Here is a 19175-nt window from a genome sequence, read left to right on the forward strand (position 1 = left end):
TCACGCCGGGGGTCGCGGGTTCGAGTCCCGTCCACTCCGCCAGATTCCTTGTGCAAACCGCCGCGTTTGCGCAGACAAGAAGCCACCGCAAGGTGGCTTTTTTTCGTCTGCAGTTTCGCTGCGGGCCGCGTCTCGATGGGGCCTGCCCAGTGCGATGGCAGGGGCCTGCGCTGCAGGCAGTTCCTGCTTCCATCCCGATGTATCGGGCATCACCAGTCCGTCATGATCCAGGCCCATCATCCACGGCGAGGGAAAGCCATGGTGATGCGATGCGCCATAGGCGATGCCTGCCGATTTTCCACAGCCGATAGCCGTGTCTCCGTTTGCACTGGCGGGACGTCTTCCAGGCAGGTGTGAGCAGCCATTCCAGGCCCGGTCCTGTCGCCGGAACTGGTAATGCTTCTCATTTCAATGTTGGAAAACGTCAAAGGAGCGCCACTGCATGCCATGGTCCCGGTTCAAGTTTCAGCACGTCTGCAAGGCTGCACAGCCCTTGCCGATCCTGTTGCAGGACGCATGGATCCGGCGAGGGCGGCCGCCGCCCTGAGGCCGTCATGAGGCCGATCTAGGCCTGCCTCCCAAGTCACGCCGATGCGCATCGGCGCGCACTGATGCCCTGCGGTCAGCGGTTGTGCCGCCGCTTGCCGCCTGTGCCGAGTCCCGCTCCGCCCTATTGCACGGGCGGCACGCCGGCCGCCCATCGACCTGCGGTCGACATTTCCCCTTGATGTTCTTGCCTAGCTTGCGAGAGGAACTGCATCGTGTCCTTGAATCACACACATTCTTCGCTGGAAGAGGTCTTCATTGCTTCGCGTGGACAGTTGGTGAGGGTCGCGCGAAGAATTCTCAGGAATCCCGAACTGGCCGACGAGGCCGTGCAGGACACCTATCTGCGCGTTGCCGAGATGCGCAGCGATGCCGAGATCGCCAGGCCCGCCGCCTACTGGACGCGCGCCGTCTGCAACATGGCGCTGGACTACCTGCGCCGCCAGGAGCGCGAGAACAGCTACCGCACCCACGGCGTGGATGTGGAGACGCTGGAGATACCGGACGGCCGCTCGCCCGAGCGCAGCCTGTTCGAGTCCCAGGCCATACGCCTGATCGACCAGGCCCTGGACGAGGTGCCGCCCAAGACCCGCGAGACCTTCGAGCTGTACCGCATCAAGGGCCTCACCCAGCGCCAGATCGCCGAGCACATGGAGTGCGCGCTGGGCCTGGTGAACGCCAGGATTGCCGACGCCTGCAAGGCCATCCATGTCCACCGCTCGCTGCTGGACCACCATTGATCGGTGCAGCCCGGCGCACGACCCGGAACCGGCGCGCATGCGGCGTGAACAGTTTCGGATCCGGAACGTCATGTTCAACAGAGGCGCAGTACCGGATCGCCGCGATCCGGAGCTGGCCTCACCGATGTTCAACCGCATAAAGGACGCCTGCATGTCTACAAGCTGCTTCGACCGCGAAGACGAAACCTTCATCGTTCTGGTCAACCACGAGGAACAGTATTCCATCTGGCCGCACTGGAAGGCCGTGCCCGGCGGCTGGACCGCCGTGGAGGGCGTGAAGGGCGACAAGAAAACCGTGCTCGACTACGTGGACGCCACCTGGACTGACATGCGGCCCAAGTCGCTGCGCGTGTGGATGCAGCAGCAGGAGCAGGCGGGTGCCGGCGCCGCGCTGCAAAGCGATACCGGTACCGTTATCGAAACCGCAGCGGGCTGACGCGCATGCACGCGCCGCTGACCCTGCTGTGCCTGCCGTGTGCAGGCGCCAGCGCCACCATGTACCTGCGCTGGCGCAGGCTGCTGCCCCACTGGATCCGCATTGCTCCGGTGGAGCTGCCGGGGCGGGGCAGCCGGCTGGGCGAGCCTGCGGTCGAGGACTTCGGGCAGCTGGTATCGCTGCTGTGCGCCGAGCAGCGCCAGGCCATGCGCGGCCGCTTTGCGCTGCTGGGCCACAGCATGGGCGCGCTGCTGGCCTTCGGCATGGCGCGGCAATTGCGCGAGCAGGGCAGGGAGCTGCCGCTGGCCCTGGTTGCCTCGGGCAGCCCGGCACCGGCCTGCCGCGATCCCGAGCGCTTTGCGGGCAAGGGCGACGATGCGGCGCTGATTGCCGATCTGCGCAGGCAGGGCGGCACGCCCGAAGAGGTGTTTGCCAGCCCCGAGCTCATGCGCATCACGCTGGATGTGCTGGGGTCCGACTACCGCGTCTGCGAGAGCTTCGGCCATGTGCCCGCTGCGGGCCTGCCGCTGCCGGTGCACGTCTTTGCGGGGCGGCAGGACGACATCGAGGCGCCCCGCGTCCAGGCCTGGTCGCAGGAGGCCGCCGGGGCCTTCACGCTGGACTGGTTCGAGGGCGGGCATTTCTTCATCAGGCAGCGCGAAGGCGATGTGCTGGCCGTGCTGGCGCAGCGCCTGGCCGGGTCCCAGTCACTCCAGGGGGAAATCCATGCAGCTCGTGTCCGTGCGTGAGGCCATGAGCCAGGGCATCGAGGTCTTCAGGCTGGACCTGGACCTGTCGGCCGAACTGAGCGACAGCCTGCCGCACCTGACCCCCGAGGAGCGCGGTCGCGCCGCGCGCTTCGTGCGGGCCGCCGACCGGCTGCGCTTCGCACAGACGCGCGCTGCCACGCGGCGGCTGCTGGGGCGCAGGCTGGGCTGCTGCCCGGCCGATGTGCCCCTGGCCATCGGCACGCACGGCAAGCCCTTCGTGGATGACGAGCCGCACAGGGCGCCTGTGTTCAACGTCTCGCATTCGGGCGGCCATGCGTTGATCGCGCTGGCCGACCCCGGTGGCGTGCTGCACCTGGGCGTGGACATCGAGCAGCACAAGCCCGACCTCGATGCCGAGGTCATGCTCGACGCCGTCTGCACCGACCAGGAACGCGCCAGCGTGCGCCGTGCGCCTGATCGGCTGGCGGCCTTCTACCAGCGCTGGGTGGGCAAGGAAGCGGTGCTCAAGGCCATCGGCATTGGCGTGGCCGAGCACCTGCGCTCCATTGGCATCAGCCCGGGAGGGGACGGACGGCTGGCCATCGCCTGCGCGGTCCCCGACTGGAATGGTTTTCAAGCGATGGCGCTGCCAGCGCCGCCGGGCTACGCGGCAGCTCTTGCGTGGCGCACCAAGGAATCGACATGAACGAAACCCTCCAGCGCTTCGAGCGCAAGGCCCCCGCGGGCTCGCTGCTTCCCCAGCTCATCACGCCCGCCCAGCCGGGCCAGGACTTGCTGGCTGCGCTGCCGCCGCTGCGCCGCGACATCGACGAGGCGCTGCTGACCACGGGCGGCGTTCTGCTGCGCGGCTTTGGCGTACCCGATGTGGAGACCTTCCAGCGCTTCGCCTCGGCCTTCGGCCATCCGCTGCTCAAGTACGAATTCGCCTCCACGCCGCGCAGCGCGGTCGAGGCCTCCAGCGGCGCGGGCGTCTACACCTCCACCGAGTACCCGGCCCACCAGAGCATTCCACTGCACAACGAGCAGGCCTACACGCGCGAGTGGCCCATGAAGATCTGGTTCCACTGCGTCACCGCATCGCCCGAGGGCGGCGAGACGCCGATTGCCGACAGCCGTGCGGTCTACCGCCGCATTCCGGCGCGCATCCGCGAGCTGTTCGAGCCCGGCATCCTCTACGTGCGCAACTTCGGCGAGATGGACGTGCCCTGGCAGAAGGTCTTCAACACCGAAAGCCGCGCCGAGGTCGAGGCCTTCTGCCGCCATGCGCGCATGGACTGGGAGTGGAAGGAGGACGACGGCCTGCGCACGCGCCAGCTGTGCCAGGCCATGGAAAGCCACCCCGTCACGGGCGAGATGGTCTGGTTCAACCAGGCCCACCTGTTCCACATCTCGGCGCGCGAGCCCGAGGAGCGCGAGGTGCTGGAGGAGGTCTACGGCATCGAGAACCTGCCGCGCAACACCTTCTTCGCCGACGGCTCCACCATCGGCGACGACATCTTCGCCGAGGTGCGCGCCGCGCTGGATGCGGAGACCGTCAGCTTCCCCTGGGAGCAGGGCGACGTGCTGATGCTGGACAACATGCTCGTGGCCCATGCGCGCTCGCCCTTCAAGGGGCCGCGCAAGGTCATCGTCGCCATGGCCGAGCCGCGCAGCAATCTGGACCGTTTCTGAGAACCCGGGAGGCAGCTGACATGCTGAGTGGACAAAGTGCAATCGCGGCAGCAGGCCAGGCGCCGGCCAGCCTGGTCGAGCATCTGAGGGGCCTGGCGCAGCAGCGGCCCGACGACATCTGGCTCACCGTGGCCGCCGTGCAGGACGGCCGCGTGGTCGAGCGCAGCCACAGCTATGGCGAGTTCGACCGCCGCGTGCGCGCGCTGGCCGCCCGGCTGCAGCGGCTGTGCCCCGTGGGCGCGCGCGCCCTGGTGATGATGGACAACGACGAGCACTACGCCGCCAGCATGCTGGCCTGCTTCTACGCGGGCGTGATCGCCGTGCCGGTGCCGCCGCTGGAATCGCTGCGCGTGCAGCACCTGGAGCGGCTGCTGGGCATCGTGGGCGACGCGGACGCGGCCTGTGTGATCAGCACGGCCGAAGTGATGCAGGCCCTGCCCGGCGCCGATGCGCGCTTTGCAAGCATTGCCGCCGTGGCCGCCGACCAGGTGGACCTGGCCGATGCCGACGCCTGGCGGCCCCATGCCCCGGCTGCCGACGACATCGCCTTCCTGCAATACACCTCGGGCTCCACCTCGGCGCCCAAGGGCGTGATGGTCAGCCACGGCAACCTCATCGCCAACGAGGCCGCCATCCAGCAGCGCATGGACATCGGCGCGGGCGACCGCTTCATGTCCTGGGCACCGCTGTACCACGACATGGGCCTGATCGGCGGCCTGCTGCAGCCGCTGTACAGCGGCCTGCCGCTGGTGCTGACCTCGCCGCGCCTCTTTCTGGAAAGCCCCGTGCGCTGGCTGGAACTGATCTCGCGCCACCGCGCCACCATCAGCGGCGGCCCCGACTTCGCCTACCGCATGTGCCTGGAGCGCATCAAGCCGTCGCAGCTGGCGCAGCTGGACCTGTCGAGCTGGCGGCTGGCCTATACCGGTGCCGAGCCCGTGCGTGCCGACACCGTCACGGCCTTCGCCCAGCGCTTTGCCGCCTGCGGCCTGCGGCCCGACGCGGCCTATGCCTGCTACGGCCTGGCCGAAGCCACCCTGTTCATCACCGGCGGCAGTTGCGGCGCAGGCGCCACGATCACGTCCTTCGATACCGAGGCCCTGGGCCAGGGCCGGGCCGAGGAAAGCCCCGGCGCCTCGCAGACCACCGCGCTGGTGGGCTGCGGCCCCGCCGTTCCCGGCCATGCGGTGAACATCGTCGATCCGCACAGCCTGCAGGTGCTGGAGCCCGGCCGCGTGGGCGAGATCTGGGCGCACGGCCCCAGCATCAGCCAGGGCTACTGGGGCAAGCCGCAGCAAACGCAGCAGGCCTTTGTCGAGCATGCAGGCCGGCGCTGGCTGCGCACGGGCGACCTGGGCTTCGTGCATGCTGGGCAGGTCCATGTGGCGGGCCGCATCAAGGACCTGATCATCGTGCGCGGGCACAACCTCTACCCGCAGGACATCGAGCGCGTGGTCGAGGCCGAGGTCGAAGCCGTGCGCAAGGGGCGCGTGGCCGCGTTTGCGGTGGACATCGATGGCCGGGAGGGCATAGGCATTGCTGCCGAAGTCTCGTTCGGCATGCAAAAGCTGGTGCCGGCCCAGGCCCTGGTCGATGCACTGAGCACCGCCGTGGGCGCGCAGTGCGGCGAGGCGCCCCGGGTGATCGTGCTGCTCAACCCCGGCGCCTTGCCCCGCACCTCCAGCGGCAAGCTGCAGCGCGCAGCCTGCCGCCAGGGCTGGTCCGCGCGCACGCTGGATGCCTGGGCAGTGTTCGAGTCGGGCCGCTTCGCGGGCGGCGGCAGCCAGGCACCGCAGGAGGCGGGCGCGGCAGATCCCACCACAGGCACGCTGGCCGGCCTGTGGCGCGAGGTGCTCGGTGGCGATGCCCTGCACAAGCCGGCCGGCGAGGCCAACTTCTTCGCGCAAGGCGGCAACTCCCTGGCCGCCGTGCGGCTGGCTGCGCGCATCTGCCGGCAATGGTCCCTGGAGTATCCGGCCGGGCGGGTCTTCGAGCACCCGCGGCTGCGCGACCAGGCGCAGGACATCGACCGGCTGTGCCAACAGCGCCAGCCGGGCATGGCGCTGCAGCGCATTGCCCCGCTGGCCGAGGCCCGCCGCGCCATGCCCCTGCCGCTGACGCCGGCCCAGCAGCGCCAATGGTTTCTCTGGAAGATGGATACGCGCAGCACGGCCTACCATGTGCAGGGCGCCTTGCGCATCACCGGGCCGCTGGATGCAGGCGCCCTGCGTGCGGCCGTGCAGGGCCTGGCCGAACGGCATGGTTCGCTGCGCACGGTATTCAACGCCCGGCCCGATGGGGAGGTCGAGCAGCGCCTGGACCCCCAGGGCAGGCTGCAGCTGCAGTGGCTGGATGCCGCGCAGGCCGCGCAGGGCAAGCCCGCGCAGCGCGAGGAGCACGCCGCCCAATGGCTGCAGGCGCTGTGCGCCCAGCCCTTTGATCTGCAGCAGGGGCCGCTGGCCCGGGCTGGCCTGGTGCGGCTGCAGGCCCATGAGCACATCTTGGCGCTGGTGATGCACCACATCGTCTCCGACGGCGCCTCCATGCAGATCCTGCTGGACGATCTGGCGGCGCTGTATTCCGGCGCCCCGGACAGCGGCCCGGCGCTGCAGTACGTGGACTACGCCGTCTGGCAGCGGGAGCAGGGCCAGCCGGCCCAGCAAGGCCAGCAGGCCTCGCTGGCCTACTGGCTGGAACGGTTGCAGGTGCCCCCAGGCGAGGCCCAGCCTGTGCTGGCCCTGCCTACCGACCATCCTCGCCAGGCGCTGGCACGCTATCGGGCGGGACGGCACGGCTTCGAGCTGCCCGGCGCGACCTTGCAGGCACTGCGCGCGCAGGCCCGCCAGCAGGCAGACACGCTCTTCACGCTGCTGCTGGCAGGATGGCAGGCACTGCTGTACCGCTACACGGGCCAGGAGGACATCCGCGTCGGCGTGCCCGTAGCCAACCGCGCGCATGCCGACCTGCAGGGCGTGGTCGGCTTTTTCGTCAACACCCTGGTGCTGCGCAACCGCATCGACGGGCGCATGCGCCTGTCCGAGGTGCTGCAGCAGGCCCGCGAGGCGGCGCAGGGCGCCCAGGCCCACCACGCGCTGCCGTTCGAGCAGCTGGTGGAGGCGCTGCAGCCGCAGCGCAGCCTGGCGCACAGCCCCTTGTTCCAGGTGCTGTTCAATCATCTGGTGGAGGACTGGCAGGCGCTGCAGCAGGTGCCGGGCTGGACCGTGGCCGGCCAGCCGCTGGCGGCCGCAGATGCGCAGTTTGAGCTGACCGTGGAAGTGCGCGAGCGCTCCGACGGCAGCCTGGGCATCAGCCTGGTCTATGCCCGCGAGCTGTTCGAGCCGGGCAGCATGCAGCGCCTGGCCGCCCACTACGAGGCCATGCTGGACGCCCTGGCCCGGCAGCCCCAATGTGCCGTGGACGAGGTGCCGCTGCTGGGTCCCGAAGAACGCCAGCAACTGGCGGCCTGGAGCTGCAATGACCAGGTCCTGCACGGCGGCGACATCGTGCACCGCCGCTTCGAGCAGCAGGTGGCGCGCAGCCCCGATGCCCCGGCCCTGTGCCTGGGCGAGGCCACGCTGGGCTACGCCGAGCTCAATGCGCGCGCCAACCGGCTGGCGCATCACCTGATCGCATCGGGCGTGCGGCCCGGCGTGCCGGTGGGCATTGCCATGGAGCGCTCCATCGAGATGGTCGTGGGGCTGCTGGCCATCATGAAGGCCGGCGCGGCCTATGTGCCCATCGACCCCGAGCATCCGGCCGACCGCATCGCCTACATGCTGGAGGACAGCGGCGTGTCCCTGGTGCTGGTGCAGCCGCAGGTGCGGGACCGCCTGCCGGCCAACTGCAGTGCCCAATGGGTCGATGTGCCGGGCCTGGCGTCCCGGCTGCAGGACATGCCGGCCCACAACCCGGCCGTTGCCCTGCATGGCGACAGCCTGGTCTATGTCATCTACACCTCGGGCTCCACGGGCCGGCCCAAGGGCGCGGCCAACCGCCACCGTTCGCTGTGCAACCGCCTGGCGTGGGGGCAGATGCACCAGCCGCTGGGCCCGGGCGACACGGTGCTGCAGAAAACGCCCTTCGGCTTCGACATCTCCTTCTGGGAGTTCTTCTGGCCGCTGACCACCGGCGCACGCCTGGCGCTGGCCGCCCCCGGCGACCACCGCGATCCCCGGCGCCTGGCCGAGCTGATAGCGCGCCACCAGGTCAGCACCATCCACTTCGTGCCGTCCATGCTGCAGGCCTTCATGGCGCACCCGGCGGCCGCCACCTGCCAGGGGCTGCAGCGCATCATCTGCAGCGGCGAAGCCCTGTCCGCCGAATTGCAGGCGGCCGTGCTGCAGGCCTTCCCCGGCACCCGCCTGCTCAATCTCTACGGCCCCACGGAGGCGGCCATCGAGGTCACCTGGTGGGACTGCCGGGACGAGGGCGCGTTGTCCGTGCCCATAGGCCGCCCCGTGGCCGGGCTGCGTACCCATGTGCTGGATGCCGCGCTCAACGAGGTGCCGCGCGGCGTGGCCGGCGAGCTGTATCTGGGCGGTGTGGGCCTGGCGCGCGGCTACTGGCGGCGCCCGGGCCTGAGCGCCGAGCGCTTTGTCGCCGATCCCGCCAGCCGCACGGGCGAGCGCCTGTACCGCACGGGCGACCTGGTGCGCTGGCGCGGCGACGGCCAGATCGACTACCTGGGCCGCGTGGACCACCAGGTGAAGATCCGCGGCTTTCGCATCGAGCTGGCCGAGGTGGAGGCGCAACTGCTGGCCCACCCCGCCGTGCGCGAGGCTGTGGTGGTGGCCCGCCAGGCGGCCGACGGCGCGCGGCTGGCCGCCTTTGTCTCGGTGCAGCAGGGGCAGTGCCTGGACATGGCCGCGCTGCGCAGCGCGCTGGCCGCAGCCCTGCCCGACTACATGCTGCCCTCGTCCATCACCGTGCTGGATGCCTTGCCGCTGAACGCCAACGGCAAGGTGGACCGCAAGGCGCTGCCCGAGGCGCCCACCCTGCCGGCCCTGGAGCACCAGGCCTACGAGCCGCCCGAGGGCGGCGTGGCCGTGACCATTGCCGCCCTCTGGGCCCAGGTGCTGGGCGTGGAGCGCATAGGCGCCAGCGACAACTTCTTCGACCTGGGCGGGCATTCGCTGCAGCTCATCCGCGTGCATGGCCTGCTGGAGGCGCGGCTGGGCCGGGAGCTGTCCCTGGTCGATCTCTTCAAGCACCCCACGGTGTCGGCCCTGGCGCGACGCATCGAGCAGGGCGCAGATAGCGAGGGCGAGGGCGAGGGCGACGGCGCCGCGCAGGCGGCCGCCGCCCGGGACGGCATGGACGCGGCCCAGCGCCGCCGCGAGGCGCTGCTGCAGCGCAAGCGCCACATCGAAAGGACCCTCTGATGTCTTCTTCCTCCGAAACCACCGGCCTGGAGATCGCCGTCATCGGCATGGCCGGGCGCTTTCCGGGCGCCGACGACATCGACCGCTTCTGGGCCAACATCCGTGACGGCGTCGAGTCCGTGAAGCGCTACAGCGACGATGAGCTGCGCGCCCTGGGCGTGCCCCAGGCCCTGCTGGACGATGCCGGCTACGTGAAGGCCGGCGTGCCGCTGGCCGGCATGGACCTCTTCGATGCCGACTTCTTCGGCTACACCCCGCGCGATGCCGAGCAGCTGGACCCGCAGCACCGCCTTTTCCTGGAATGCGCGTGGCAGGCGATGGAGCATGCGGGCTACGAGGGCCGGCGCTACCCCGGCGCCATCGGCGTGTATGCGGGCACGGGCGCCAGCGTCTACCTGATGCGCCATCTGCTGCCCCGCCATGCGCCGGGCCCTGGCGCCCAGGTCGCCGACCTGCTGGGCCTGATGAGCGGCAACATGGCCGATGCCCTGGCCACGCGCGTGGCCTACAAGCTGGACCTGCGCGGCCCGGCCGTCACCGTGCAGACGGCCTGCTCGACCTCGCTGATGGCCGTGCACACCGCCTGCCAGGCGCTGCTGGGCCATGAATGCGCCATGGCGCTGGCCGGGGGCGTCTCGCTCAACCTGCTGCAAAACGGCGGCTACCGCTACCAGGCCGGCGCCATCTTCTCGCCTGACGGGCATTGCCGCGCCTTCGATGCCCAGGCCGCAGGCACGCTGCAGGGCAGCGGCGCGGGCATTGTGGTGCTCAAGCGCCTGGACGATGCGCTGCGCGACGGCGACACCATCCACGCCGTCATCCTGGCCAGCGCCGCCAACAACGATGGCGCAGACAAGGTGGGCTTCACGGCGCCCGGCGTCAACGGCCAGGCCGCCGTGGTGCGCGCGGCGCAGGCCCTGGCGGGCGTGCCGGCCGACACCATCGGCTATGTGGAAGCCCATGGCACGGGCACGGCGCTGGGCGACCCCATCGAGATCGCGGCGCTGACCCAGGCCTTTCGCGCCAGCACGCAGCGCAGGGGCTACTGCGCCATCGGCTCGGTGAAGACCAATATCGGCCATCTCGATGCGGCCGCCGGTGTCACGGGCCTGATCAAGGCGGTGCTCTCGCTCAGGCATGCCACCTTGCCGCCGAGCCTGCATTTCGAGCGGCCGCATCCGCAGATCGACTTCGAGCGCAGTCCCTTCCATGTCAACACCGCGGCCAGGCCCTGGCCCCAGGCGGCCACACCGCGCCGCGCGGGCGTGAGCGCCTTCGGCATTGGCGGCACCAATGTCCATGTGGTGCTGCAGGAGGCTGCTGCCGCCCCTGCCACCTCTGCCGCCCCTTCCCTTACACAGGCGGATGCAGCCCGGGGCTGGCAGGTGCTGCCGCTGTCCGCTCGCAGCCCCCGTGCGCTGGATGAAGCGGCGCGCCGCCTGGCCGCCCATCTGCAGCAGGCCGGCAGCGGCCTGTCGCTGGACGATGTGGCCCACACCCTGCAGCAGGGCCGCCGCGCCTTCGGCCATCGCCGTGCCGTGGTGGCAGACGGCATGGGCATGGCGGTGGAGGGCCTGCACCTCGCTGCTGCTGCGCCGCCAGGCCAGGCCACCGAGGTGCCGGCACAGCCGCCCGGCGTGGTCTTTCTTTTCCCGGGCGGGGGCGTGCAGCACGCCAACATGGGCCTGGACCTGTACCGCGACGGCGGTGTGTTCCGGCAGGAGGTGGACCGCTGCTGCGAGCTGCTGCAGGCCGAAACAGGCTGGGACCTGCGCCAGTGGCTGTTCCCCGCCCCGGGTGAAGAGGTGGAGGCCGACGCGGCGCTGTCCGCCATGGACAAGGCCCAGCCGGCCCTGTTCGTGATCGGCTATGCGCTGGCCCGGATGTGGATGGCACGCGGCGTGCAGCCCATGTCCATGCTGGGCCACAGCCTGGGCGAGTATGTGGCGGCCTGCCTGGCCGGCGTGTTCGAGCTGCCGCATGCCCTGCGCATCGTGGCGGCGCGCGGCCGCCTGCTGCAGTCGCTGCCGCAGGGCGCCATGACCTCGGTGCCCCTGGCCGAGGTCGAGCTGCAATCCCTGCTGGATTGGGGCTGTGACCTGGGGGCCGTCAATGGCGAACGCCTGTGCGTGCTGTCCGGCCCGCTGGCCGCCATCGAGGCGGCCGAAGAGGCGCTGCGCGCGCGCGACATCACCGCCCGCCGGCTGCACATTGCCGTGGCCTCGCACTCGGCCATGACCGAGCCCCTGCTGGCGCAGCTGGAGCAGGTGGTGGCCAGCGTGCCCCGGCATGCGCCGCGCCTGGCCTTCATCTCCAGCGTGACCGGCAGGCCCATCACGGCCGAGCAGGCCATGAGCCCCGCCTACTGGGCCCGCCACCTGCGCCATACCGTGCGCTTTGCGGACGGGCTGGACGAGCTGCTGAGCGTGCCGGGCCGCGTGCTGCTGGAGGTGGGCCCCGGCCAGGCCCTTGCCGCCCTGGCTCGCCAGCACCCGCGCGCCGCCACGGCGGCCGGCATCTGGCCCAGCCAGGCCCATCCCCAGCAGACCGCACGCAGCGCGCAACTGCTGGCGCAGGCCGTAGCCGGACTGTGGTGCGCGGGCGTGGACATCGACTGGACTGCCTGCCGGGGCGGGCGGCCAGGCCGGCGCGTGCCGCTGCCGACCTATGCCTTCCAGCGCCGCTCCTTCTGGGTGCAGGCGGCGGGGCAGGGTGGCGATGCACCGAAAGCGGCAGGCACGGCAGGTCCCTCGGCGACTGCGGGTCCGTTCTACGCAGCCGCCTGGCAGCGCAGTCCTCTGCAGTTGGCGGCAGGCACCGCTGCCGCCGCAGCCCAGGTGGCCCTGGTGTTTGGCGACGGCAGTGCCACGGCCGAGGCCCTGGTGCACGCATTGCGCGCGCAGGGCGCCGATGTGGTCTGCGTGGAAGCGGGCGCCGCCCCCGCCTGCCTGGCCCCGGGCCGGCATGCCGTGCGCCCCGGCGAGCGCCGCGATTGCGAGGACTTGCTCGATGCGGTGCAGGCGCAGTTCGGCCCCGTGGGCGCCATCTACCACCTGTGGGCCATGGACGCGGCCGCCCCTGCGCCGCTGGAGCGCGGCTTTCACAGCGTGCTGGCCCTGGCGCAGGCGCTGGAGGCCCGTGCGCACGGCGCTGGAGGCCCGCGCACACGGCGGCTGCTGCTGGTGGCCGCAGGCGGTTCGGAAGATGTGACCGGAGCGGAAGCGCTGAACCCCGAGATGGCCGCCGTCTTTCCGCTGTGCAAGGCGATAGGGCAGGAATGCCCGTCCATCGACTGCCGTTTCGTCGATGTGGTGCAGGCGGGTTCGCCCGCAATGCAGGCCCGGCTGGCGCGCCAGCTGCTGGACGAAGCCCGCGCGCCGCATGGGCTGCGCGCGGCCGACACGGCCATCGCCCTGCGCGGTGCCCACCGTTGGCGCAAGACCTATGAGCCCCTGCAATGGCAGGACGCCGCGGCGCCGCGCCTGCGCAGGCAGGGCGTGTACCTGATCACGGGCGGCCTGGGCGGCGTGGGCCTGGCGCTGGCCCGGCATCTGGCCGCGCACTGGCAGGCCCGCCTGGTGCTGGTGGGCCGCACGGCGCTGCCTGCGCGCAGCCAATGGGAGGCACTGGCCGCCGATGACGGGCAGCCGCGCACCCTGCGCCAGCAACTGCTGCAATTGCTGGCCCTGGAGGCCGAGGGCGCCCAGGTGCTGACCCTGGCGGCCGATGTGGCCGACGCCGCGCAGATGCAGGCGGCGCTGGCGCAGGCGCACCAGCGCTTTGGCGCCCTGCATGGCGTGGTCCATGCCGCAGGCCATGCCGACAGCGGCATGCTGGCCACCCGCACGCGGGACAGCGTGGAGCGCACGTTCGCCCCCAAGCTGCGCGGCACCCGGCTGCTGCTGGACCTGCTGGGCACGCAGGACATGCAGGACATGCAGGACATGCAGGCGCCGGACTTCGTGCTGCTGTGCTCGTCCATCTCCAGCCTCACCGCAGGCCTGGGCAAGAGCGACTACGCCGCCGCCAATGCCTGCATGGATGCATTGGCGGCACTGGCCAGCCGCCAGCGCGCCTGGCCCGTCATCTCCGTGGACTGGGACGCCTGGCGTGACCTGGGCATGGCCGCCGGCATGCGCATTCCCGAGGGCATAGGCTGGAGCGGCGCAGAAGCGGCAGCGGTGTTCGAGCGCATCGTCAACGGCGATGTGCCGCACCAGGTGGTCATCTCCACCACCGACCTGCGGCAGCGCCTGGGCGAGATCGATGCCGGGCTGGTGGATGCGCTGGCAGAACCTGCCGCCGAAGCCGTCGCCGAACCTGCCAACGGATCGCAGGCCCGTGGCGGCCATCCGCGCCCGGCGCTGCAGACCGCCTACGTCGCGGCCGAAGGCGAACTGCAGCAGGCCCTGGCCGCGCTGTGGACCGACATGCTGGGCATTGCCCCGGTGGGCGTGGACGACAACCTGTTCGAGCTGGGCGGCGACTCGCTGCTGGCCCTGCAGATCCTGGGCCGCGTGAAAAAGCGCTTTGGTGTCGAGCTGCACCCTGCGGCCTTCTTCAAGGCCCCCACCGTCGGCGAGCTGGCCGTGCTGGTGGAGACCCGGCTGATCGAGGAGATCGAGGCCACCGTTACCGATGAAGGCGATGCCCTTGCCGCCTTCGCATCTGCGTGAGAAGACCACCATGTCCCTGAACGATCTCGATTCCCGCAAGTCCCGCCTGTCCGATGCGCAGCGCGCCGCACTGGCCCTGAGGCTCCGGGGTGCATCCGGCGCACCCGCTGCATCTGACGCAGGTGGCGCAGGTGGCCTGCCGGACGGCGACGCCCGCAACACGGCCCACACCATCACCCGCTGCGACCGCACGCTGGCCATTGCCCTGTCCCCCGCGCAGCGCAGCCTCTGGCTCACCTGGCGGCTGGAGCCCGCCAGCCCCGCCTACAACATGGTGGGATCGCTGTCGCTCAAGGGGCCGCTGGATGCGTGGGCGCTGGAGCAGGCGCTGCAGGCCCTGGCCGAGCGCCACGAGATCCTGCGCACCTGCTATCCGGCCGGCGAGGACGGCGAGCCCCGGCAGTCCATCCAGCCCGCCGCGCCCGTGCCCCTGCGCCACGTCGATCTGGGCGCATGGACGGACGGCGATCCGCAGGCCGAGGCGCAGCGCCAGGTGCTGCTGCTGGCCCGCCAGCCCTTTGCGCTGGACACGGAAACGCCATTGCGCGCCGTCCTGTACCGGCTGGGCGCGCAGGAGCATGTGCTGGGCCTGTCGCTGCACCACATTGCAGGCGATGGCTGGTCCAACGGCATCGTGATCCAGGAGCTGTTCCACCTGTACGAGGCCCTGCGCACGCAGCAGCCATCGCGCCTGCCGGCCATGGCCCTGCAGTTCGCCGACTATGCCGTCTGGCAGCGCCGCTGGTTCGATGCCGGTGAGCGCGAGCGGCAGCTGGACTACTGGCGTGCCCGGCTGGGCACCGAGCACGAGGCCCTGGCCCTGCCGATGAAGCAGGCCAGGGCGGCCGTGCAGGAAGCACAGGAGCAGCGCCTGGAGTTCACGCTGCCCGCCGCGCTGGCCACCCGCGTGCGCGCCCTGGGCCGCGCGCATGGCGCCTCGCTGTTCATGGTGATGCTGGCCCTGCTCAAGCTGGTGCTGTACCGCTTCAGCGGCACGCGCGAGCTGCGCGTGGGCACGCCCGTGGCCAACCGCCAGAAGGCCGAGACGCATGGTCTGATCGGCTACTTCCTGAACCTGCTGGTGCTGCGCACGCACATCGATCCCGCGCAGGACTTCCGCGCGCTGCTGGCGCAGGTGCGCGAGGCGGTGCTGGGCGCGCAGGCCCACCAGGACCTGCCGTTCCACCTGCTGGTCGAGGCGCTGCAGCCGGCCCGCCAGCCGGGCGTTCACCCGCTGTTCCAGGTCAAGTGCACCCAGCAGGAGGATGCATCGGCCGCGCGCCACATCGCCGGCCTGGAGATCGCCATGCAGGCCGTCTCCAGCGGCCAGGCGCATTTCGACCTGAGCCTGGACTTCACCGACCGGCAGGACGGCATTGACTGCGTGCTGATCTACGCCGATGAACTGTTCGACGAGGCCGTGGTGCGCGACATGGCCGCCGCGTTCCAGGACCTTGCGCGGCAGGTCACCGGCGCAATCAGCGACAGGCAGCCCAGGCTGGGCGAACTGTCACTGCCAGGCCGCGTGTCGGAGTCTGCAGGCCCGGTGCAGGCCTTTGGCGCCGACAGCGTGCTGCAGCTGTGGTCGCGCGCCGTGCGGGCCCATCCCGATGGCACGGCGGTCAGGGACGCGGGCTCGGCCCTGGACTACGCGCAGCTGGACCGGCAGTCCGACCAGCTGGCCCGGGCCCTGGTGGCGCGCGGCGTAGGGGCCGATGTGCGCGTGGCCCTGCATGCCGAGCGCAGCTGCGCCTTTGTGCTGGGCCTGCTCGCCGTGCTCAAGGCCGGTGGCACCTATGTGCCCCTGGACCCCGGCCTGCCGGCGCAGCGGCTGGCCTGGCAGCTGCGCGACAGCGGCGCGGTGCTGATGCTCTGCCAGCAGGCGCCCGCCTGGGACGCGGGCGTTCCCCTGCTGAGCCTGGACCCGAATGCCTGCCAGGAGCCGTGCATTGCGGGGCAGGCGCCGCCGGCCGCGCCCCCGCATTCCGCACAGGGCGCCTATGTGATCTACACCTCGGGCTCGACCGGGCAGCCCAAGGGCGTGGTCGTCAGCCACGGGGCGCTGGCCCACTATGTGCAGGCCGTGCTGCAGCGGCTGGACCTGCCCGAGGCGGCGCGCAGCATGGCCATGGTCTCGACCGTGGCGGCGGACCTGGGGCACACCGTGCTGTTCGGTGCGCTGTGCTCGGGGCGCGCGCTGCATCTGATGGCGCCCGAACTGGCCTTCGACCCCGACGGCTTCGCGCGCTACATGGCGGAGCACCGGGTGGACGTGCTCAAGATCGTGCCCAGCCACCTGCAGGGGCTGCTGAATGCCGGCATGCCCGCTGACGTGCTGCCCGCCTGCCGCCTGGTGCTGGGCGGCGAGGCCACGCGCTGGCCGCTGGTGGACCGCATCGCCGCGCTCAGGCCCGGCTGCCGCGTGCTCAACCATTACGGCCCCACCGAAACCACGGTGGGCATCCTCACCCAGGAGGCGGGCGAGGCGCTGCGCGGCGGCGAAAGCCTGCCCGTGGGCAGGCCGCTGGCCAATAGCCGCGCCCTGGTGCTGGATGCCGACCTGCAGCCCGTGCCTCGGGGCGCCAGCGGCGAGCTGTACCTGGGCGGGCCGGGCCTGGCGCGCGGCTACCAGGCCCGGCCCGGGCAGACGGCAGAGCGATTCGTGGCCAGCCCGTTCCAGCCGGGCGAGCGCCTGTACCGCACGGGCGACCGCGTGACCATGCTGGCCGATGGCAGCCTGCAGTTCCTGGGCCGCATGGACGACCAGGTGAAGGTGCGCGGCTACCGCGTGGAGCTGCGCGAGGTGGCGCTGGCGCTGCAGGCCGTGCCCGGCGTGGCCCAGGCCGAAGTCGTGGCGCGGCTGGATGGGGAGGGAGGCGGGGACGGGCGCATGCAGTTGCATGCCTATGCCGTGCCCCAGGCGGGCGTTCCCGCCGACAGGCCGGGGTGGGCCGCCGCGCTGGCGCAGGCGCTGCCCGAGTACATGGTGCCCGCCAGCATCACCGTGCTGGAGGGCATGCCCCTGACGGCCAACGGCAAGATCGACCGCAAGGCCCTGCCCGTGCCGGAGCAGGCGGCCGCCGATCTTTTCGAGGCGCCCCAAGGCGAGGCCGAGCAGGCGCTGGCCGCCGTCTGGGCCGACCTCTTCGGCCTGGAGCGCGCGGGCCGGCATGACGACTTCTTCTCGCTGGGCGGGGACTCCATCCTCGCGCTCAAGCTGGTGGCGCGTGCCCGCAAGCGCGGCGTCAAGCTCACGCCCAAGCAGCTGTTCACGGGCAAGACGCCCGCGGGTGTGGCACGGCTGGTGGAGGGGCCGGTCGCCGGCGCCGAGCAGACCGAAGGCGCGGCGTCCCTGCCCAGGGCCGACCGCAGTGGCCCGCTGCCGCTGTCCTTTGCGCAATTGCGCCAGTGGTTCCTGTGGCAGCTGGAGCCGGCCGGTACGGCCTATCACATCAGCGGCGCGCTGCGTCTGCTGGGCACGCTCGACGTGCTGGCGCTGCAGCAAAGCTTCGACGCGCTGGTGGCGCGCCACGAGTCGCTGCGCACGGTGTTCCGCATGGGCGGGGACGGGCAGGTGGTGCAGGTGGTTGCCGCACAGGGCAGTGTGCGGGTCGAGCAAACGGATCTGTCCGAACTCCCCGCTGCGCAGCGCCAGGAGCAACTGCACGAGGCGGCGGCCGCCGTGCACCGCCAGCCCTTCGACCTGCAGGCCGGGCCGCTGCTGCGCGTGGGCCTGATCCGGGAGTCGGCCGAGGCGCATCTGCTGGTCGTGGCCATGCACCACATCGTCTCCGACGGCTGGTCCATGCAGATCATCGTGGATGAATTCGTGCAGCAGTACCGCGCACGGTGCCAGGGACAGGTGCCGCAGGCCGCACCCCTGCCGCTGCAGTACGGCGACTACGCGGCCTGGCAGCGCCAGTGGCTGGAGGCCGGCGAGCGGCAGCGGCAACTGGCCTACTGGCGCGCCCAGCTGGGCGATGCGCACCCCGTGCTGCAACTGCCCACCGACCACCCGCGCCGGCCCGGCGCGGACCATGTGGCCGCCAGCCATGGCCTGCAGCTGCCGGCCGAACTGGTCGTCAGCCTGCGCCGCCGCGCCCAGGCGCAGGACGCAACGCTGTTCGTGCTGCTGCTGGCGGGCCTGCAGGCCGTGCTGCACCGCTACACGGGCCAGGAAGACATTCGCGTGGGCGTGCCCATTGCCAACCGCCACCGGGTGGAAACGCAGGGCACGGTGGGCTTTTTCGTGAACACCCAGGTTCTGCGCGCCACGCTGGACGGGCGCATGGGCCTGGCGCAACTGCTGGACCAGGCCCGGCAGGCCGCCCAGGGCGCGCAGGCCCACCAGGACCTGCCCTTCGAGCAACTGGTCGAGGCGCTGCAGCCTGAACGCAACGCCGGCACCCAGCCGCTGTTCCAGGTGCTGTTCAACCACCAGCGCCAGGACCGCAGCGCGCTGCAGCAACTGCCTGGGCTGGAGCTGCAGGAATATGCGCTGCAGGGCCAGGGCGCCCAGTTCGAGCTGACCGTGGACACCACCGACGATGCACAGGGCCGCCTGCATCTGCGCCTGACCTATGCCCGCGAATTGTTCGAGGCTTCCACCATCGGCGCGCTGGCCGGCCACTATGTGGCCATGCTGCAGGCGCTGGCCGATGATCCGGCCCGCAAGGTGGGCGAGGTCGCCTTGCTGGGCGCGGCAGAACTGCACAGGCAGCAGGCCTGGGGCCGCGCCGCCGGCCTGCCTGCCTGCCGGCCGGCCGCAGCGCAGACGCTGCACGGCCGCTTCGCCAGCCAGGCATTGGCGCGGGCCGGGGCGCAGGCGCTGTCCTTCGAGCACCACGTTCTCGGCTACGCCGAACTCGACGCCCGGGCCAACCGTCTGGCCCACCGCCTCATCGCCCTGGGCGTGCGCCCGGAGACGCGCGTGGGCATCGCCATGCAGCGCTCGGTGGAGATGGTGGTCGGCCTGCTGGCCATCCTCAAGGCCG

At 71.3% G+C, this 19175-nt stretch carries 8 protein-coding genes; all 8 read left to right on the forward strand.

The genetic code is table 11. The annotated features are described in order from the left end of the window. Positions 1-761 precede the first annotated feature (761 nt). Entirely contained in the window at positions 762-1286 is a 525-nt protein-coding gene (locus AC5I49_RS27745) for a sigma-70 family RNA polymerase sigma factor (protein ID WP_338500270.1), read from the forward strand. A 151-nt stretch (positions 1287-1437) separates the two neighbouring features. Then, complete coding sequence (locus tag AC5I49_RS27750; RefSeq protein ID WP_034400140.1) at positions 1438-1722, forward strand: MbtH family protein; 285 nt, start codon at positions 1438-1440, stop codon at positions 1720-1722. 5 nt (positions 1723-1727) lie between these two features. Continuing rightward, complete coding sequence (locus AC5I49_RS27755) at positions 1728-2471, forward strand: thioesterase II family protein (RefSeq protein WP_034363656.1); 744 nt, start codon at positions 1728-1730, stop codon at positions 2469-2471. Beyond that, positions 2449-3138 carry a 4'-phosphopantetheinyl transferase family protein gene (locus tag AC5I49_RS27760; protein ID WP_016450665.1) on the forward strand — a complete coding sequence of 230 codons (690 nt, stop codon included), beginning with the start codon at positions 2449-2451 and terminating at the stop codon, positions 3136-3138. Before AC5I49_RS27755 ends, AC5I49_RS27760 begins: the two co-directional genes overlap by 23 nt. Continuing rightward, on the forward strand, positions 3135-4124 hold the full coding sequence (locus tag AC5I49_RS27765; RefSeq protein ID WP_016450666.1) for a TauD/TfdA family dioxygenase: 990 nt from the start codon (positions 3135-3137) through the stop codon (positions 4122-4124). The genes AC5I49_RS27760 and AC5I49_RS27765 overlap by 4 nt, the downstream gene beginning before the upstream one ends. 20 nt (positions 4125-4144) lie before the next feature. After that, a complete protein-coding gene (locus tag AC5I49_RS27770) occupies positions 4145-9505 on the forward strand; it encodes an amino acid adenylation domain-containing protein (RefSeq protein WP_495790179.1) in 5361 nt (1786 codons plus the stop codon). Beyond that, the gene (locus AC5I49_RS27775) at positions 9505-14181 is read left to right on the forward strand and encodes a type I polyketide synthase (protein WP_495790180.1); all 4677 of its coding nucleotides are present in this window, start codon (positions 9505-9507) and stop codon (positions 14179-14181) included. The genes AC5I49_RS27770 and AC5I49_RS27775 overlap by 1 nt, the downstream gene beginning before the upstream one ends. A 10-nt stretch (positions 14182-14191) precedes the next feature. Next, a partial coding sequence (locus tag AC5I49_RS27780; protein WP_495790181.1) for an amino acid adenylation domain-containing protein occupies positions 14192-19175 on the forward strand: 4984 nt, incomplete at its 3' end.

It is taken from the genome of Delftia sp., assembly GCF_059499305.1.

What these genes read in the sequence shown, in the direction of transcription:
- AC5I49_RS27755 (WP_034363656.1), top strand. Translation starts at nt 1,728, where the DNA reads ATGCACGCGCCGCTGACCCTGCTGTGCCTGCCGTGTGCAGGCGCCAGC.
- AC5I49_RS27760 (WP_016450665.1), top strand. Translation starts at nt 2,449, where the DNA reads ATGCAGCTCGTGTCCGTGCGTGAGGCCATGAGCCAGGGCATCGAGGTC.
- AC5I49_RS27775 (WP_495790180.1), top strand. Translation starts at nt 9,505, where the DNA reads ATGTCTTCTTCCTCCGAAACCACCGGCCTGGAGATCGCCGTCATCGGC.
- AC5I49_RS27770 (WP_495790179.1), top strand. Translation starts at nt 4,145, where the DNA reads ATGCTGAGTGGACAAAGTGCAATCGCGGCAGCAGGCCAGGCGCCGGCC.
- AC5I49_RS27765 (WP_016450666.1), top strand. Translation starts at nt 3,135, where the DNA reads ATGAACGAAACCCTCCAGCGCTTCGAGCGCAAGGCCCCCGCGGGCTCG.
- AC5I49_RS27750 (WP_034400140.1), top strand. Translation starts at nt 1,438, where the DNA reads ATGTCTACAAGCTGCTTCGACCGCGAAGACGAAACCTTCATCGTTCTG.